Source organism: Marinimicrobium hydrolyticum (assembly GCF_030848505.1).
Lineage (GTDB): Bacteria > Pseudomonadota > Gammaproteobacteria > Pseudomonadales > Cellvibrionaceae > JAVDDU01.
The window spans coordinates 40193-58475 of the sequence record NZ_JAVDDU010000013.1; the positions used below are offsets into that span (position 1 = coordinate 40193).

The 18283-nt window shown below is 54.8% G+C and carries 18 protein-coding genes and 1 tRNA gene; 11 read left to right on the forward strand and 8 right to left on the reverse strand.

Features of this window, described 5'->3' with window-relative positions:
- Positions 1-6 precede the first annotated feature (6 nt).
- Together rfbB and rfbD are read left to right on the forward strand one after the other, a co-directional pair.
- Positions 7-1065, forward strand: coding sequence for a dTDP-glucose 4,6-dehydratase (rfbB, locus tag RBH33_RS16640; protein WP_306733348.1), 1059 nt, complete (start codon positions 7-9; stop codon positions 1063-1065).
- Between the two features lies 1 nt (position 1066).
- Positions 1067-1927: a dTDP-4-dehydrorhamnose reductase gene (rfbD, locus tag RBH33_RS16645; protein ID WP_306733349.1), complete on the forward strand. Its 861-nt coding sequence runs from the start codon at positions 1067-1069 to the stop codon at positions 1925-1927.
- Here rfbD and RBH33_RS16650 read toward each other — a convergent pair.
- The 3 genes from RBH33_RS16650 to RBH33_RS16660 form a co-directional block, all read right to left on the reverse strand.
- Positions 1924-2868, reverse strand: coding sequence for a glycosyltransferase family 2 protein (locus RBH33_RS16650; RefSeq protein ID WP_306733350.1), 945 nt, complete (start codon positions 2866-2868; stop codon positions 1924-1926). The two genes, rfbD and RBH33_RS16650, sit on opposite strands and share 4 nt — an antisense overlap.
- A gap of 90 nt (positions 2869-2958) precedes the next feature.
- On the reverse strand, positions 2959-3756 hold the full coding sequence (locus RBH33_RS16655) for a glycosyltransferase (RefSeq protein ID WP_306733351.1): 798 nt from the start codon (positions 3754-3756) through the stop codon (positions 2959-2961).
- 4 nt (positions 3757-3760) lie between these two features.
- Positions 3761-4747: a glycosyltransferase family 2 protein gene (locus RBH33_RS16660; RefSeq protein ID WP_306733352.1), complete on the reverse strand. Its 987-nt coding sequence runs from the start codon at positions 4745-4747 to the stop codon at positions 3761-3763.
- Between the two features lie 112 nt (positions 4748-4859).
- Here RBH33_RS16660 and RBH33_RS16665 point away from each other — a divergent pair, with 112 nt between their 5' ends.
- The 4 genes from RBH33_RS16665 (at position 4860) to RBH33_RS16680 (ending at position 7649) form a co-directional block, all read left to right on the forward strand.
- Positions 4860-5822, forward strand: coding sequence for a UDP-glucose 4-epimerase family protein (locus RBH33_RS16665; protein ID WP_306733353.1), 963 nt, complete (start codon positions 4860-4862; stop codon positions 5820-5822).
- 3 nt (positions 5823-5825) lie between these two features.
- Positions 5826-6842 (forward strand): MraY family glycosyltransferase, encoded by a 1017-nt coding sequence (locus RBH33_RS16670; RefSeq protein WP_306733354.1) that lies wholly within the window; start codon positions 5826-5828, stop codon positions 6840-6842.
- Between the two features lie 25 nt (positions 6843-6867).
- Positions 6868-7068, forward strand: coding sequence for a hypothetical protein (locus tag RBH33_RS16675; protein ID WP_306733355.1), 201 nt, complete (start codon positions 6868-6870; stop codon positions 7066-7068).
- Positions 7069-7325: 257 nt separating this feature from the next.
- Positions 7326-7649: a GIY-YIG nuclease family protein gene (locus RBH33_RS16680; RefSeq protein WP_306733356.1), complete on the forward strand. Its 324-nt coding sequence runs from the start codon at positions 7326-7328 to the stop codon at positions 7647-7649.
- A gap of 348 nt (positions 7650-7997) precedes the next feature.
- On the opposite strand, the gene RBH33_RS16685 is transcribed toward RBH33_RS16680, so the two are convergent.
- From RBH33_RS16685 to RBH33_RS16695, 3 genes are all read right to left on the reverse strand, one after another.
- Positions 7998-9917, reverse strand: coding sequence for a polysaccharide biosynthesis protein (locus RBH33_RS16685; protein WP_306733357.1), 1920 nt, complete (start codon positions 9915-9917; stop codon positions 7998-8000).
- Between the two features lie 761 nt (positions 9918-10678).
- Complete coding sequence (locus RBH33_RS16690; protein ID WP_306733358.1) at positions 10679-11641, reverse strand: GGDEF domain-containing protein; 963 nt, start codon at positions 11639-11641, stop codon at positions 10679-10681.
- 2 nt (positions 11642-11643) lie between these two features.
- On the reverse strand, positions 11644-12648 hold the full coding sequence (locus RBH33_RS16695) for a response regulator (protein WP_306733359.1): 1005 nt from the start codon (positions 12646-12648) through the stop codon (positions 11644-11646).
- Between the two features lie 241 nt (positions 12649-12889).
- Between RBH33_RS16695 and RBH33_RS16700 the strand changes: the two genes are divergently transcribed.
- Positions 12890-12966: transfer RNA gene (locus tag RBH33_RS16700), tRNA-Val, on the forward strand.
- Between the two features lie 387 nt (positions 12967-13353).
- Here the strand turns inward: RBH33_RS16700 and RBH33_RS16705 are convergent.
- A complete protein-coding gene (locus RBH33_RS16705; protein WP_306733360.1) occupies positions 13354-13830 on the reverse strand; it encodes an outer membrane beta-barrel protein in 477 nt (158 codons plus the stop codon).
- 20 nt (positions 13831-13850) lie between these two features.
- Between RBH33_RS16705 and RBH33_RS16710 the strand changes: the two genes are divergently transcribed.
- Entirely contained in the window at positions 13851-14141 is a 291-nt protein-coding gene (locus RBH33_RS16710; RefSeq protein WP_306733361.1) for a hypothetical protein, read from the forward strand.
- A 226-nt stretch (positions 14142-14367) separates the two neighbouring features.
- Here RBH33_RS16710 and rmf read toward each other — a convergent pair whose 3' ends face one another.
- A complete protein-coding gene (gene rmf, locus RBH33_RS16715; protein WP_306733362.1) occupies positions 14368-14580 on the reverse strand; it encodes a ribosome modulation factor in 213 nt (70 codons plus the stop codon).
- A gap of 372 nt (positions 14581-14952) precedes the next feature.
- Here rmf and rlmKL point away from each other — a divergent pair, with 372 nt between their 5' ends.
- The 3 genes from rlmKL (at position 14953) to RBH33_RS16730 (ending at position 18053) form a co-directional block, all read left to right on the forward strand.
- A complete protein-coding gene (gene rlmKL / locus RBH33_RS16720; RefSeq protein WP_306733363.1) occupies positions 14953-17172 on the forward strand; it encodes a bifunctional 23S rRNA (guanine(2069)-N(7))-methyltransferase RlmK/23S rRNA (guanine(2445)-N(2))-methyltransferase RlmL in 2220 nt (739 codons plus the stop codon).
- A 154-nt stretch (positions 17173-17326) separates the two neighbouring features.
- Positions 17327-17770, forward strand: coding sequence for a hypothetical protein (locus RBH33_RS16725; protein WP_306733364.1), 444 nt, complete (start codon positions 17327-17329; stop codon positions 17768-17770).
- 31 nt (positions 17771-17801) lie between these two features.
- A complete protein-coding gene (locus RBH33_RS16730; RefSeq protein WP_306733365.1) occupies positions 17802-18053 on the forward strand; it encodes a hypothetical protein in 252 nt (83 codons plus the stop codon).
- Positions 18054-18283 lie beyond the last annotated feature (230 nt).

Genomic DNA, 18283 nt, shown 5'->3' on the forward strand with positions numbered 1-18283 from the left:
TTCTCTATGAAACTATTGATTACCGGCGGAGCAGGCTTTATCGGTTCTGCTGTTGTGCGTCAGCTCATGGCTGAGAATGTTCACGAGCTTCTGGTTTTGGACGCGCTTACCTACGCGGGAAATCTGGAATCCATTCCCGGCTACGATCAGCACCCGCGGGTTAAATTCTCAAAAACTGACCTGCGCGATGCTGAGGCAACGCGAGCGGCGGTGCTGCGTTTCCAGCCGGATATCATTATGCACCTGGCCGCCGAATCCCATGTGGACCGTTCCATCGAAGGCCCGCGTGAATTCCTTGAAACCAACGTCATGGGCACTTTCAACCTTCTCCAGGCGGCGCGGGAGAGTTACGGCCAGCTGGACGAGCACCAACGCAAACGCTTCCGATTCCATCATATTTCAACCGACGAAGTGTATGGCGATTTGCACGGTACGGCTGATTTGTTTACTGAGAACACGCCTTACGCACCCAGCTCGCCTTATTCCGCCTCCAAAGCGGCGTCCGACCATTTGGTGCGGGCGTGGGACAGGACTTACGGTTTGCCGACGGTGCTCACCAACTGTTCCAATAACTACGGGTCCTACCATTTTCCCGAAAAACTGATTCCTCACATGATCCTCAATGCACTGGCGGGCAAGTTTCTCCCTGTATACGGCGATGGATCTCAAGTTCGAGATTGGTTGTATGTGGAAGACCATGCGCGTGCACTGATCGAAGTGGCGTTAAACGGTCGGGTAGGGGAGACCTACAACATTGGCGGACACAACGAAGTAAAGAATATTGACGTGGTGACCGCTATCTGCGGAATTCTTGAAGAGCTCGCGCCGGAGAGACCTGCGGGAGTCGACCGGTACGAGGAGTTAATCACTTACGTCCAGGATCGCCCTGGCCACGATATGCGCTACGCCATTGACGCTTCCAAGATTCAGCGCGAACTGGGCTGGCGGCCGCAGGAAACGTTTGAAACCGGTTTGCGTAAAACCGTGCAATGGTACTTAGAGAACCGCGCTTGGTGGGAGCGGGTAATGAGCGGCGAATATCAACTGACTAGACTCGGCCTTTGATATGAAAGTTCTGGTAACTGGCAGCGGTCAATTGGCTTGGGAGCTGTCACAGACAGTACCGGCAACTATTGAGCTAATTGAGGCTCCCCGAGGAGTGCTTGATATCACCGACAGAAGCGCGTGCCTGGAGCTACTTCAAAAGCATCAGCCCAACTGGGTGGTTAATACGGCAGCCTATACGGCCGTGGACCGGGCGGAACAGGAGCGAGAGAAAGCGTTTGCCGCAAATGAACAGGGTGCGGCCAATGTCGCCGAGGCATGCAAGCTAGTTGACGCCCGGCTGGTGCACGTCTCAACGGATTTTGTTTTTGATGGCCGCAGCAACACGCCTTACTTGCCTGAAGCGCCTGTAAACCCCCTGAGTGTGTACGGTAGCTCCAAACTTGCCGGTGAGCGGGCGGTTGCAAGCGCATTACCCAGTACTGTGATCGTACGTACCAGCTGGCTTTACTCATCTACCGGCGCAAACTTTGTGAAAACCATATTGCGCTTGATGGCTGAAAAGCCCGAGCTGAATGTGGTGGCCGATCAGGTGGGCTCGCCAACCTGGGCGCGCGGCTTAGCCAGCGTGTTGTGGCGTGGTGTTATGAACGATGTTGCCGGTGGTCGATACCATTGGAGCGATGCTGGCCCTACCACTTGGTATGACTTTGCGGTTGCGATTCAGGAGTTGGCGCTGGAGTTAAACATTTTGGATCAGTCGATTCCGGTTCGCGCAATCCCCACTAGTGCTTACCCAACGCCTGCTGCACGACCCGCCTACAGCGTACTCGATACGCAGCTCACTGAAAACGTGTTTGGAGTTGAGGCGGAAGGCTGGCGGAGTCAGTTAAAAGCAATGCTCTTGCAGCTTAAAGGTTAAACTGGTGGCTGCTTTTCTGCCGTCAAAATCATGTACCAGAGCGCGAGGGTGAGCTTTAAGGTTTTGTGGATCGGCCAGTAGCGTAACAAAAAGCCTGTTCGCTTTAAAAAGCCACCACATAAAGCGCCGTGGTAGCGTTTAAAGAATGCCCGTTCGGGTTCCCGTAGTTTCCCTCCGTAGTGCTCTTCAAAGGCCAATCCTTGACGTAATATTTGGGTGGCCACCTTTCGTCTGTGAGATAACTTCCTCTCTTCCGTAGATTCCGGGCGCAAACTTCCCAGCTGGTTGCTCTCGTGTTGCCGGTACAAAAGCGTGGGCTCTTCAATAATGCTCACCCGGCCAAGCGATGATGCGATCAAAGCCATCCACCAGTCGTGCATGACAATCCGATCGTCCCACTCCAGTAGCTCAATCAGCGCGCGATTAACGCACGCCGATGCGCCCTGAACGGTATTGTGAAACATTAATCGGGCGGGATTGCGGGCGTTGTTCGGCACCAGGCCATCCCGTTGCCAGAATGATTCGCGTTGGTCGGTTTCCGGTGTCCAAACGAATGCATCTGAAAAGATCAGGTGCGGAAGACCGGCGTCATTCATGCGCTTACAAAACAGTGCCGCTTTTCCCGGCAGCCAGATATCGTCTTGATCCGCAAGAAATACATAAGGCGCACGGGTGTACTGAATGGCTTCGATTACATTGTGAATCACCCCTTTGCCGGGGCCTTGCCGCACTTCCACGGGAATGACGGAGTCATTTGCTAGGGTTTGTATCAATGCCAAGGTTTGATCAGTGGAGCCATCGTCACTAATCAGCACCCGGCTCGGCGGCGGGTCTTGTTCGAGAATGCTGCGCACCTGCTCGACGATGTACTCCGCTCCGTTGTAGGTGCAGACCAATACTTCGTAGTCGCGTGCTGTGGATGCTGATTGGGGCGCAGACATAGACTGGCGTCGTTTATGGAAGTGAGTGGTGTGGCGTTGCGGGATTATAGCTCAGCCGTCGCGCAGGAGCGACCCACGCCGCTTCTGTGTTTATAGGGGTTTGCGGCGCAGGGTTTTGGTACCCAGAAGTTTGGTTTTCAGCCGTATCCAGGAAAAACGAAAGGCGCTGCTGATGTGCCAGAACATATGCTGGTTAATGGATTTGTGGCTGTCCCGCTTGCCCATGTGAACGGCTTTGACGTTAGGTAGATAGAGTACGCGCACACCACAGAGCTTTAGCGCGCGCCAGCAAATGTCTACGTCTTCGCAATATAGGTAGTAACGCTCGTCAAAGCCGCCCAGGGTTTCATAAAGCTCGGCTTTGAGGACCAGAAAAGCACCGGAGGCCCAATCCACGTGGCAGGGCTTTTTGAATCCTCGACGCTTTACGGTGGTTCGGGTGGATTTGAAAACCAGTGAACCGAAGAAGTCCCACAGATAGGGGAAGCTGCGTACCGAACCTTCTAGCACTTCGAATTCGTCGTCCTTGAATAGATTCGCAGCGGCCAGACGGGTGCAGTATTTTGGTAGGGTCGTCACTAATTCGTTGATGGCTTCTGGTGAAACTTTTACATCTGGGTTCAGCACCAGAAACCAGTCTTGCTTTTCCAGTCCCAAGTTCTCCTGACAATAGCGAAACACTTGGTTGTGGTTGGCTCCGAAGCCATGCGGGGTCGTATTTTGCAAATAGGTGATTTGATGCTGCTGGCAGTAGTCCGCTAGGGCTTGGTCCGGTAGGTTGGCCAGAATAACCACGCGTACATGACCGCCTTGCAGCCGGTGCGGCAGAAGGTCGTTGATGATGTCCGACGTATGGTTGTGGGAAACAATGGAAATGTACAAAGCCACGCGGTTACCTGGTCTCTGGTTGTTCAGGATTTTGTGGCCTAGGCGCACAGCGAGTGCCCAGAATGCTGAGCCATAGTGTTAGTGTGCGCAGAAGGTTCTTTCGCACCGGGCGCCATTTGAGCAAAAACCCCAGGCGTTGTAAAACGCTGGATGTGATGGCGGTTGCATAAGCCTTAAAAAAATCGCTCTGCGGTGATGGTAATTCCTGGGCATAGAGTTGCGCGAACGCCAGTGCTTGGCGGAGCACAATCCCTGAAGCGGCCCTTTTTTGCTTGAGCCGTTCGATGGGGCCACCGGAATGGGTTCGTTGCGCCTGTACGCCAACTTGGTTGCCGGCGTGTTGACGATAGAGCAGGGTGGGTTGCTCAACAACCGACACCTCACCCGTACCTGCCGCAATCAACCCCAGCCACCAGTCATGCATGGCAATATCCGGGTGTGGTTTCAGTGCTTGAATCAATGCTTGGTTTACACAGGCGGAGGCGCCTTGCACGGCGTTGTGGAAGGCCAGTTTTTGCGGATCGTGCGCATTCTCCGGTTTTAAGCCGTCAGCTTCCCAAAGACTCGTTTTCAGCTTTTGGCCTGGGCGCCATACCCAGGCATTGGAAAAAATCAGATGGGGCGCTGAGGTTTCGCGCATTTGCTCGCAAAACAGCGGCGCTTTGTTGTCCATCCACATGTCGTCCTGATCCGCCAAAAACACATAGTTAGCACGGGTGTGTTTCAAGGCGCTGAGCATATTTTGAATAATGCCCTTGCCTGGGCCCTGGATGATGCGTACGGGGACCGTGCTGGAGTGGGCTTGCGCTTCGATTACGGCCAAGGTGTCATCCGTGGAACCGTCGTCGCTGATGATCACGCCCGCAGGCGCGGGCTGCTGCGCCAGAATACTGCTGAGTTGTTCACCGATAAACAGCGCTCCATTATAGGTGCAGATGACCACTTCGTAATCCGGCGCTGTGGTGGAATGACTCGGCATGGTGGCGGACATAGTGGTGGGAAGTTTCGCTGTTTTTTGGCGGTTTGGGTGTCAGCATTGCAGGGCGGAATGATAGCATACCCACACCTGAAGCCGGGACCGACTTCGACGTGAATTACACACCATGAAAACACTCATAACGGGCGCTAATGGCTTTGTCGGCGCGGCGCTAAAACAAAAACTCAGCGCTGAAGCTGAACACCAAGTGGTGTCAGTCATACGGCGGCACTCCAGTACGGAAGCAGTACCCTCAGCCGATACGCTGCAAGTCGCGGATTTAAGCACGGAATCGCTGCCGAAAGGCTCTATGGTGGATGTGGATGCCGTGGTCCACACCGCCGCGCGCGTGCACATTATGAAAGATAGTGCGAATGACCCTTTGGCGGAATCCCTGCGAGTGAACCGTGATGCCACGCTGCGGCTTGCTCGCCAGGCGGCCACGGAAGGCGTTAAGCGCTTTGTATTCATCAGTACCGCCAAGGTACACGGTGAGGCCTCCGAGCCCGGCCGTGCGTTTACCGAACAAGACGCCCCCGCACCGGAGGATCCCTACGCCGTTTCCAAATACGAGGCGGAGAAGGGGCTCCGGGAGCTTGGCTTGCGTTACGGTATGGATATCGTGATTGTGCGCCCACCGCTGGTTTACGGGCCGGGTGTGAAAGCGAATTTTAAGGCTATGATGCACTGGGTGCGCCGAGGAGTGCCTTTGCCATTGGGGGCCGTAAACAATAGCCGTAGTCTTGTGAGCCTGGACAATCTGGTGGATTTGATTGCCCTTTGCCTGCGCCATCCCGCCGCTGCCAATCAGGTGTTTTTGGCGGCCGACGGGGAAGATGTTTCCACCACGGAACTATTGCGCTTGCTGGCGCAGTCCATGGACAAGTCAGCGAGGTTGATCCCGGTACCAGTGGGAGTTTTGTTGGGTGCGGGTAAGCTTTTGGGGAAAGAGCCCGTGCTGCGGCGCCTGTGCGGTAATTTTCAAGTTCGTCCAGATAATGCTCGGCGACTTTTGAACTGGCAAGCGCCTCTAAGTTTGCAGGCTGGCTTGGAGCGTACAGTCCAGGCCTTTCTAACGGAGAATTCATAGAAAATGCTGTGGTTTGTTCTGGCAGTGCTTGTTCTGATTAGTTGGGGCCTAACCGCTGGGTTGCGCCGCTATGCCCACTCACGCTGGTTGGACATGCCGAACGAGCGCAGCTCCCACGTGGAGCCGACGCCTCATGGTGGTGGCTTGGCGGTGGTGGTCACGTTTTTTCTGGGTTTGGTGGCGTTATTCTTTCTGGGTGAGCTGCCGTTGTCAGTGCTTGTTGGCTTCCTTGGGGCAGGCGCGCTTGTGGCGGCGGTGGGATTTTGGGATGACCACACGCAATTACCTGCACGTTGGCGCCTCTTGGCACACTTCGCTGCCTCTACTTGGGGTGTTTTCTGGCTGGGTGGCTTACCAGCTTTAACTTTGTTGGGTTTTTACATCGATTTCGGGCTTGTGGGTGATCTTTTGCTCGTGATTCTGCTGGTTTGGCTGCTCAACCTGTACAACTTTATGGACGGAATTGATGGCATCGCTGGGATGGAAGCTCTTACAGTGACTATCGCTGGCGCATGGTTGGCTCTGATCGCCGTGCCGGATGCATCGGTGTATCTGCCTCTGGCCCTGGCGGCGTCGGTGCTGGGTTTTCTAGTCTGGAATTACCCGCCGGCCAAAATTTTTATGGGCGATGTGGGCAGCGCTTTTATTGGGCTGGTCTTGGGGCTGCTAATGGTGACTTCCAGCCAGCAGGATGAACGATTGTTCTGGGCTTGGTTGATCCTGTTGGGCACGTTCATAGTTGACGCTACGGTCACCCTGGTCACTCGCGTGCTTCATGGTGAGGTGTTTTATGAAGCCCATCGAAGTCATGCGTACCAGTATCTGTCCCGCAAGCTGCGCCAGCATAAGCCTGTGACCCTGCTGTATGGCGCAGTCAATCTGGTTTGGTTGTTTCCCGTAGCGCTCATGGTGACCTTGGGCTACCTGGACGGCCTCGTAGGGCTGATGCTGGCCTACGCACCCTTGGCAATACTGGCATTGTACTTCAAGGCGGGAAATGCCCGAAGGCAGGAGGTGTAACTACTGGATCCCCGCGTTCGCGGGGATGACGAGCCGCAGAAACGGCATTGTTATTCCCGTCACTCCCGTCATTCCCGTCATTCCCGTCACTCCCGTCATTCCCGTCACTCCCGTCACTCCCGTCACTCCCGTCACTCCCGTCACTCCCGTCACTCCCGTCACTCCCGTCACTCCCGTCATTCCCGTCATTCCCGCGGACGCGGGAATCCATAGTGGGGCTTGTTAATGTCATAGGTGGGGCTGGATCCCCACGTTCGCTGGGATGACGAGTGGGGTGGTTATTTCTTTTCATTTCGGCTCCGCACCCTGCCGTCATTCCCGCGAAGGCGGGAATCCATAGTGGGGCTTGTTAATGTCATAGGTGGGGCTGGATCCCCGCGTTCGCGAGGATGACGAAAGCGGAGTGTTGGGGCTATCATTTCTAACATTCCCAGCCGAGATGGAAATCCATTACTTTTAGGATCTACAAGGACGTACCAAATAATGCCTAAGCAACCCTGCATCTATATCCTCGCCAGTAAACGAAACGGGACGCTTTATGTGGGCGTCACTAGCGATCTAATCAAGAGAATATGGGAGCACAAAAACGATCTCGCTGATGGTTTTACATGCAGATACCATGTACATCAACTCGTTTACTACGAGTTAACGGAGGACATGATGGCGGCTATCACCCGTGAAAAACAGCTTAAAAAATGGAATAGATCCTGGAAGATCGAGCTGATTGAGAGGGAAAACCCAGAGTGGCGAGATTTGTATTTGGACTTGGTGGGGCTGGATCCCCGCGTTCGCGGGGAAGACGTGTAATGAGGTGCGTACGGCTTCGGCCTCCCCGTCATTTCAGTATTGTCCCGTCATTCCAGCTGCGCTGTTGTCGCGCCGCGCAGTCATTCAGCACCGTGCTGTGTTCCGGCACCGCTACTGTCATTCCCGCGCACGCGGGAATCCGTGGTGAGGGAGGCGCAAATCGTTTGTTGGAACTGGATCCCCGCGTGCGCGGGGATGACGAGGAAGAAGGGGTATTACGCCCGGCCTGTCATTTTCATGCCGTCATTCCCGCGAACGCGGGAATCCATGTTGATGATTGGCACAATACTATCGTGGGTGTTGGATCCCCGCGTTCGCGGGGATGACGAGTAGGGGGGCGGGGTGGAGCTAATTGATTACCCTAAGCTTGGCCGAATCCCGGCGTTTTTGGCTCCAGACTAAATCCTCGATTTGGCCTTTATGGTACCCGGTAGGGGCTTTGGTGAGTAGCTCTTGAACCAGGTCGCATTTGTAGTTGTGGCAGGCTACATCCATTTCATCAAGCATGAGCTTGGTTTCTTCCCAAGTCAGGCTGTGCTCTTCGGCGCGCATAATGCGTGGGTGCTGGGTGCCGGCTACGGTGTCGCCTATCAGTAATTCTTCAAACAGTTTTTCACCGGGGCGTAAACCGGTGTAATCAATGCTGATGTCGCCGTTGGGGTTCTTCTCGCTCCGGACTTTCAAGCCGGAGAGGTGGATCATGCGCTTGGCCAGGTCGACGATTTTCACCGGCTCACCCATATCCAGTACGAACACATCGCCGCCGGTGCCCATGGCGCCCGCTTGAATCACCAGTTCGGCCGCTTCGGTGATGGTCATAAAGTAGCGAATAATGTCCGGATGGGTGACGGTGACCGGGCCGCCGGCCTTAATTTGCTGGCGGAATAGGGACACCACTGAGCCGGAGGAGCCCAGCACGTTGCCAAACCGAACCATGGTAAAGCGGGTGCCACTTTGACGCTGGGCCAGACCCTGCAGGGCCAGTTCCGCCATGCGCTTGGAGGCGCCCATGATGTTGGTGGGGCGTACGGCTTTGTCGGTGGAGATCAGTACAAAGGATTCGACCCCGGCGCGAATGGCGGCTTCGGCGCAGTACCAGGTGCCGTACAGGTTGTTGCGCACGCCTTCGACGATGTTGTGTTCCACCAAGGGCACATGCTTGTACGCGGCGGCGTGGTATACGGTCTGCACACCGAAGGAGCGCATGATGGTTTCCACACGGTGTTCTTTTTGCACTGAACCGAGAATACTGACCAGCTTGGTGTGGTGATTGCTGGCACACAGCAACTGTTGTAACTCCTGCTCTATGGTATAGAGGCTGAATTCATTCAGCTCAAACAGCACCAGGACTTTAGGGGCCTGCTGTATGATCTGGCGGCACAGCTCGCTACCGATGGAGCCACCGGCGCCGGTGACCATAACCACCTTGTCGGTGATACAGGCGTTCAACAGTTCGGGATTGGGTTGCACCGGGTCACGGCCCAAGAGGTCGTCAATTTCAACGTCTTTGATGTGCTCAATACGGGCCTTGCCACTGAGAATGTCGGGAATCGCGGGCACCGTTTGTACGGATACCGGGAGGGCCTCCAGGCGCTTGATCACTTGCGAGCGGCGAGAATTCGGGGTGCTGCCCAGTGCTAGTAGCACCTTGTAGGCGCCATGTGTGCGCACCAGGGTTTCCAGCATGGATGGCGGGTGAATCTTGATGTTGGCCAGGGAGTTACCCTGCAAGTTGGGCTTGTCATCCACAAAGGCGGCTACGCGGTAGGCGGTCCCCTGTAGGGCCAGGGTCAGTTGGTGGCCGGTATAGCCCGCGCCGTACACGATCACCGGCTCCTTGCGGATGTTGCCTTGGCGGCTCAGGAGCATAACAATGCTACGTACCAGCAGGCGCGGTGAGCCAATCAGAACTAGCGCGATGGTGAGGTAAATAACCGGTACCGAGCGGGGCAGTTTGGAGCCGGCAAAAAAGCTGCTCAGTGCCAGGACGATGCTGGAGATACAGACACAGGCGACGATGGTTAACATCGCCGGGGTGCTCATGTAGCGCAATATGGCGCGGTACATGCCCAACTTTATAAATACCGCCAGGCTAACGGCCAGCGTTATGGGCAGGACGATGTATTCTTTGTCGAAAAAAGGAGAGTTCAGGGTGCCTAGGCGGAGAAATACGGCCAGATAAAAAGCGGTGACAATGGCAATAGTGTCATAGACCAACGAAATGATTCGCTTGGTCGTCCGCGAAGACTCAAAAAGAGCGTCCAACATGCTGGTGTTAACCTCAGTAAACTCTGCTTTCCATTAGATGTAGAATCCTGCTTGGCATCAGATTCTACCTACTGAGCCAACCCGCTTAAGTATAAAGCAAGTCGCTGGAATTTGCTGGGTATTTTGCAGAATTAAACGCCGCTAACCGGCAAGCTCCGTGTGGGTGAGACCCCGTTGCTGGGCACTTTATCCCCAGCGTATTTAGTCCGTTTTACGGAGGGGGTTGCCGTAGAGGAATCGGGACTGAAAACTTGGATTAAGTCAGTTGATTTCGTCATCCTCGCGAACGCGCGAATCCATGAGAATGCCACTTTCATCGTCATCCCCGCGAAAGCGGGGATCCATTCCTAGTTGGGTGCCTGTGTCCATGGATTCCCGCGTTCGCGGGAATGACGGCTTAGGGCGGATGACGGCTTGGAGCGGAAATGACGGCTTAGGGCGGGAATGACGGCTTGGAGCGGAAATGACGGCTTAGGGCGGGAATGACGGCTTGGAGCGGGAATGACGCTTGGGGCGAGAACGCTTGGGGCGGGAATGACGGGGTATTACTAACATTTGGAAACGACGGAAAGATAATGCAACTTTCATCGTCATCCCCGCGAAAGCGGGGATCCATTCCTAGTTGGGTGCCTGTGTCCATGGATTCCCGCGTTCGCGGGAATGACGGCTTGGAGCGGGAATGACGCTTAGGGCGGGAATGACGGCTTGGAGTGGGAATGACGCTTGGGGCGAGAATGACGGCTTGGAGCCGGAATGACGCGCTATTTTTGCCCGAAAATCCGCACCTGGTTTCGTCCGCCTTCTTTAGCGGCGTACAGGGCCTCGTCCGCCTGTTGGAGCCACTGCATGTAGTTTTCGGGTTTGTCGGTCAGGGGCGCTATGCCCATGCTAATGGTGTACTGAATGGGGGCGACTTCGGTCTCGACGGTGGAGTTCTCAATGGTTTCACGAATACGCTCGCAGATGACCAGCGCGCCCTCAGCGTTGGTTTCCGGCAGGATGATGCCGAACTCCTCGCCGCCGTAGCGGCCGGCCCGGTCCACGGAGCGCAGGCTGGCGCGCATGACATCGGCCGTGTGTTTGATGACTTCATCGCCGGCCAGGTGGCCGTAAGTGTCATTCACCGGTTTAAAGTGGTCAATATCGAACATGACCAGCGCGGTTTCATGGCCGTAGCGGCGGTAGCGTTCAAACTCAGCGTCAATGTAGTTTTCCCAGGTGCCGCGGTTGAGCAGGCCGGTCAAGCGGTCGGTCATGCTTAGGCGGCCCAGCTCTTCGTTGGCTTGTTCCAAGGCCATGCGGCCGCTGGCGATGTCGGTGACGTCGTAGATCATCAGGCAGATCTTGTTCACGACGCCGTTCGTGCCAGAGAGCGGGCTGATGGTCAGATTCTGGTACATAAACGCTTCGGTGCCCGTAATGGGGCGGGTATTGCGGAAGCGGAAGAGGTAAGGCCGTTGCTCCCAGGAGGTGAAAGCCCGGGTGTTGAGCATAACCACCGATTCTACCTTACGTTTCAACCAGTTTTGGGGGAGATCGGGGAAGAAGTCGAACAATACCTGGTTACGAATGTTGGAAATGGTCACGCCGCTGTGGCTTTCCATAAAGCCATTCCAGGCCTGGACTTTGTAATCCAAGTCCAACACCACCAGCCCCACCTCGACGGATTCCAGCATGTCGACAAGCCAGTGAAACTCGTGTGCGTCTGTGTGGGATTCGCTCACTTTTATTCCCCTGTGTACTGCAGAATTTCAGTCAATTTGGGTAGGGAGTCTTCCGTAAACAGTACCATTAGATCGCAATCAATCGCGTAGCCCTCTGCCGCGTAGTTGATTTCGATGGCCAGAAGCTGCTCCTGCTTTTGGCTGTGGTGTTCCACTAAATGGGAAATTTGGCGGTGTTTGCCCAGTACCGTGGGGTGCCCCAGGCCCAAGTGTAGGCCCATTTGATCACTCATACCCTTGAGGAAGGCCCCGAATAGAATGCTGGACATATCCATCAGCACTTCCACTTCCATGGAGGCGGTTTCGTCCATTTCGTAGTTCAGCAGCCGGGCCATATCTTCAAAGTTGGAGTCAGCAAACAGCAGCAGGGCTTCTCCGGCCACACCGGAACCGGTAAAGCCCTGGCAGACAGCGGAATAGGTGTCTTGAGTGGCGGCCGCCGCCAGTGCCATGCTCAGCTCAGAGCGGGCGATTTTGTTGACCTTGGGCACCGGGAGTTTAATGAATACATTCAGCAAACGGGCCAGCAGGTCCGCAGCGCGCCCCATGGCGACGTTGGCGGTTTCCTGAAGGTAGTCGTGCAGGTCAATCTCGCCGGAGGATTCTGTTGACACGGCGCTGCCGGGTTCGGCCTCGCCGGGGCGGTAGAGCCCGTAGTCCGACATCAATTTGGCCACAATGGCCTGAGTGGTGGGCTTTTTAATGAAGTCGATGGCGCCCATTTTCAGCACCCGCTCCTTGGCCTGGGGCTGAATATCGCCGGAAACGACCACGGTCAACACTTGCAGGTCTTCGGCCTTAATGGCTTTGAGCACACCATAGCCGTCCAACTCGGGCATATTGAGGTCGAGAAACAGAATCTCCCCGGCCCCAGCGCGTACTTTCTCTAGGGCTTCGTTGCCATCCGCGGCGAAGGTAATGCGAACATCCCAGTCCTCGGGCAGGGCTTTGGCCATTTGCTTGCGGGCTAAGCCAGAATCATCACAGATTAGTACCTGAGTGGGCATTGGCGTTTAAGCTCTTTATGGAAACATCATTGATTGTTGGGGTTGTTTTTATTGACGTCCCTATACAATAAGTATATCAGCTGGCACGGGAAGCCGCACATAGGTTAGGGGTTTGGGTCGCTTTTCTGTGAAATCAACCCTTAGAATTTCTCGCTGGCGGACACTAAGCGCGAAATAGGGGCTGCGCAAGAAAGTACTTGTGCGCGGATAGACGGATTTGGTAAAGTTCGCGCCTCAAAACAGGACTATAGCTCAGTTGGTTAGAGCGCTACCTTGACATGGTAGAGGTCGGCGGTTCGAGTCCGCCTAGTCCTACCAGTTTTCGGCTTCAGTGCCGCGCGAAAACCCCACGCAAGTGGGGTTTTTTGTTTTTGGAGTCGGTTTACCCGTCATTCCCGCGCGAGCGGCAATCCTCGGGTGTTAGTGGCGTTCGTCATTCCCGCGCAGGCGGGAATCCATAGGAGTTAGATACTGATGTATCAAACTGGATCCCCGCCTGCGCGGGGATGACCACGAATTTAACGTGATGCCACGGATTAACGGGACGAGAAGTGCTCTTTAGGGCAGCGGAGAACCAGCGGTTGTTGAGATTGCGATGGCTTCCGAGTAAAAAAGCCCGCACGAGTCGGGCTTGAAGTTGAGTAGGAGTGCCCAAAAAGCGTGTGCCGCACAGATTGATCCCTGTATTTACGCCTATTTTTCTCCTCAGAATTTATATCCTACCGCTAAGGCGGTCGTGCCTAAGGCGTTGCCGTAGAATTCCGAACCGATGGATTCCAGCGTTATGTACAGACCCTTCTGATCGCCCATGGGGGTAAAGCGCAACCCAAGGCCCAGGGCTAAACTTCCTGCACTATCGTGCTCCCTTGAGCCTGGAACCTCTTCGCTTAATAGCGCAATACCCACCTTTCCGTAAAGCCGAAAAATCCCGGTTCCGAAACTACTCCCCAAATCCGCCCCGGCAAAGGCATGAGTAAAGTCATCGGCAAAACCGATCTTGGCATTGAGCCCGACCACCGAATTGACATCGAAGCCGAAGTCGACCCCGGCAGATCCTTCGGCAGAGCAGTGAGCGCAGTCAACAAGTTCTGTAGAGGCCGCTAGCGCGCCAACATAGGCCCCTTGCTGGGCTTGAGTAGAGAAGGATAGAGCGATAAGGGCGAAGAAAAGTAACGTTTTCATGGCGCAACCATCTGCTGAGAGTGAAAATCCGCCGCCATTATAGGGCGATGGAGGATGAGGGTGCCAACCTGGATGGTGTTGGTGTGACGATAAAATTGGTGGGCGACTTAATCAAGTCATGGGCAATCGTACGAAAATGGGCCGATATGCCACTTTCCGAACAGAAAAATTCCCCATATAATTCAGGCGCTTATTTTTCGGTTAGCGTGTTTGTTTTTGGTGCTTTGGATTTCCGGTATTCGCGGGCTATCAACAGCTTAACGGGTTTCCGGCGCATTCTTGATGCGGTAGAGGCCAGCGGTGCCGCGTAAAACCCCACGCAAGTGGGGTTTTTTGTTTTGGGGTAAAAAAAGCCCGCACGAGGCGGGCTGGAAGTTGAGAAGGAGTGCCCAAAGGGCGGGTATTCAAGGCAGACTTGGCTATGAAACATGACCGGGGCGTCGTCAAAATGGCTCAAAGGCACATCTACTGCTGATGAACTCCGCTTTCGGCCATTGTCTCTGCATGGCCCGCCTCGAAAGCGTTTTCGATCGTTTGCTAACTAAAATGCATATTGCTGAGTTTTTGCACCTGAGCCATACGGTTGTAACCATCCCAATGATCAATTCGGGCTTCGCGCCACCCGGCCAGCCATTGCTGGCGAACTTGTCCACTTTCATGTGGACACAGGCTCCGGGAGCGGCCATCACTACCGGCTTGATAGCCTTTTCCGAATGCGCGTTCAGTCAGGTTACGTTTTTGACGTTTCATCAGTGAGTGCACCTCTTATGGCAGTTGATCTAGTGTCGTCCAGCAATTTGGACCCGCGGAAGGAGTAAGCTGCCGGACGGGGTAAGAGCGCCGCGCCCCGGGGGTTGGGGGTTCCCGGAGTGGCGGCGCGGTAAAGCACTGCATATGCCTCGCTGGCTGTTACACTTGCCTGTGTTTGGAACCAGCAACGACATTCCTTTGAAGAGGCAATTGCAGTACACCAACATTGAGTCGGTTTGGGAACGAATTTATTTTTATAGCCAGGCGCCTGCATATGGCCCAAAGCTCTAGCAATGGGTTTGACAAAATGAACCTGCCGTAACCACAAGGCCTCTGGCTCAATTGAGCGTGAATGCAACTGAATAGGAATCCATGGTGAGCCAGCAACATCCGTATTTCGCAACGTGCCCTAAGGGTCTTGAAGGTCTTCTGATGGAGGAGTTGGCGACGTTAGGCGCCACTCAGAGACGGGAAACCGTGGCCGGCGTCTACTTCGATGGCGATCTAGCCTTAGCCTACCGGGTTTGCCTCTGGTCCAGGCTCGCCAATAAGGTGCTTTTACCCTTGGCCAGCTTTGACGTAAGCAGTCAGGAAGATCTTTACGAAGGTGCCCACAGCGTTGCCTGGGAGGAGCATCTTGGCCCTCAGAGCACGCTGTTGGTGGACTTTATTGGTTCCAGCGATGCCATTCGCAACACCCAATTTGGGGCGGTCAAAATCAAGGATGCGGTGGTGGACCGCTTGCGGGACTTTGCCGGCTCGCGGCCTTCCGTGAGTAAGCAGAATCCCGATCTGCGTATCAACGCTCGGTTGAGCAAAAACAAAGTGGTGGTCAGCCTGGACTTGTCTGGGGAAAGTCTGCACCGGCGCGGATACCGGCTTAAACAGGGCAGTGCGCCCTTGAAGGAGAACTTAGCGGCTGGAATCCTAATGCGCGCCGGTTGGCCGGAATTGGCCCGCCAGGGCGCACCCTTGTTGGACCCTATGTGCGGTTCCGGTACCCTGCTGATCGAAGCGGCCCATATGGCCGCCGACATAGCGCCGGGTCTGGGGCGGGCGAGTTTTGGCTTTGAGCGCTGGCTCAATCACCGCAATGATATTTGGCTGGAGTTGCGGGAAGAGGCCATCGAACGCCGCCGCCGGGGGATGGCGGCTGAGCGGCCGGAAATTCGCGGTTACGACGCGGACCTCAAAGTGATTCGCGCAGCAGAAGACAACATTGTAAGAGCTGAGCTGGACGACTGGCTCAGAGTCAGTCGCAAAGAATTGGCGGCGTTTAAAAAGCCCACCCACACCACGTTCGATTCCGGCCTGATCGTTACTAACCCGCCTTATGGAGAACGGCTGGGCGAAATTGAATCCCTTAAGTTGCTGTACGGCCATTTGGGAGAGCGCCTGCGCACGGAATTTGCCGGTTGGCGGGCAGCCGTGTTCACCGGCAACCCGGAGCTGGGCAAACAGATGGGTCTACGGGCTGAGAGAAAGTACAAAATGTTCAATGGGGCCTTGCCGACGGAGCTGTTGCTGTTCTCAATCAATGAAGCCGCCTTTGTCAAAGCCGGTCCGCTCCAAGAGCCATCAGATCGAAAGGGAGCCGAGACGGAAGCTGCACAGCTTACCCCCGGCGCCCAAATGCTGGCTAACCGGTTGCGCAAAAACCTGAAGCAGTTGGACAAATGGGCGCGCAAAGAATCTATTCAGTGCTACCGATTGTACGATGCCGATATGCCGGAATACGCGGCAGCGGTGGATTTGTATTGGGGCGTGGAAACAGGGCGGCGCGGCGAGCCCTTGTTGTACGCCCATGTGCAGGAGTACACGGCACCCAAGTCTGTGGATGAACGCCGCGCCGAACAACGCTTTGCGGAAATTAAAGCCGCTTTGCCGCAGGTGCTGGAAATTCCATCCGAGCGGATCGTTTACAAACAGAGGCGCCGTAACAAAGGCACCAGCCAATACGAAAAACTGGCCGACCGCCCCAGTGGTGAACTCATTACCGTGCGTGAGGGCGAAGCGAACCTACAAATCAACTTGTGGCAATACTTGGATACTGGGTTGTTTTTGGATCACCGCCCCGTGCGACGAATGATTGCGCAGCAGGCCAAAGGCAAAAGCTTTTTGAATTTGTTTTGCTACACCGCCAGTGCCAGCATGCATGCCGCTTTAGGCGGCGCCCGTTTTACACTCAGTGTGGATATGTCGCCTACCTATTTGAACTGGGCGCGCAAGAATTTGGCGCTCAATGGTTTAAGTGAGGGGCGTAATCGTTTGGAGCAGGCTGATTGCATTAAATGGTTGGAAACCAATACCCAGCAGTTCGACTTAGTGTTCCTGGATCCGCCGAGTTTTTCTAACTCGAAAAAAATGCCCGATGTGTTGGATATTCAGCGCGATCATGTATCTCTGATTCACAAGAGCATGAAGGCGGTGGCACAAGGTGGTTCGCTGATTTTTTCCACCAACTTGCGCACGTTCAAAATGGATCAGGCCTCTCTTCAGGATTATGAGCTGCAGGATATTAGCGCGCAAACCCTCGATCCGGATTTCAAACGCAATCCAAAGATTCATCAATGTTGGATGATTCGCCACTAGCCGTCATTTAATCCCGACGGATTTAATGCCCGCATGCTGCGCTGTATGACAAGGACGTCGCCTCGGTTTTTTTCTCACTTTTTTCTGTTAAGCTGGACGACCCAGAAGCGGTAGGCTTGGGCCAATTCGTTGACGGACAGAGAGGGAATTTGTCATGGATATTCAGCGTCATATCAAAACGTGTGCCTGGATTTTAGCGGTCGGGTTGATCATGCAAACAGCGGCTTGCGGGACCATCATCCATCCCGAGCGTCGCGGTCAGGAAGGTGGGCGACTGGATCCCGCCATCGTCGCACTTAATGCCGTTGGTTTACTGTTTTATGTGGTTCCGGGCGCGATTGCTTTCGCGGTGGACTTCGCTACTGGCACTATTTATCTTCCCAATGGTGATTCGGCGCAATTGAGTAAAGAGCAGATGGAACGCATTGCCGAGCAGGGCAATGTCCGCTCCGAGGAGCTGGAGAAGGTTTTACGGCAAGATTTGGGTATTGACGTAAGCCTGAAGAGCAGGGATGTAAAAATTCGTGTACTAAAATCTGAAGCGCAGATGCATGCGTTGCTGGCGCATCAGCAAACAGTCGCCATGGTTCACCAATGAAGGCTGAGTGCTGCGCAGTAGGTACTTTTTTATGCTTAAAAATCCGATTAAGGCCATACTGCGCAGCGATTCCCCGCCGGGCCTAAAAGTCATTGCGCTGAGTCTGCTGCTGCTTTTTGTCACAGCGCTCCCCTACATGGCGTATGAAATGGTGGGCCCGGAGGATGGCAATCCACAGGTGCTGGGTATGCTCTTTGGCCTGGGCGCTTTACTGGCCCACGTCGGATTTATCGTCGGTTTGTTGTGGCTGATGTGGGAGAGTTACGGAAGAGGGCGCAAGTAAATTTTCGCGTACTGTTGTCCAGGGCACTTCGTAAGAGGAGTCCCGGGCGCTTCCCAGGAGGCTTTTCGAAAACGCCGTAGACCCATCCCTGGGGGCTCTCCCACAAGATCCTTCTTGTGAGAGTTTCGAAAAGCCTCCTGCGAATCACCTCGGCCGCCGCAACTAACGCATTCTTACCTTGGATTCCCGCTTTCGCGGGAATGACGACACTGGGTAGGTGATATAAGGAA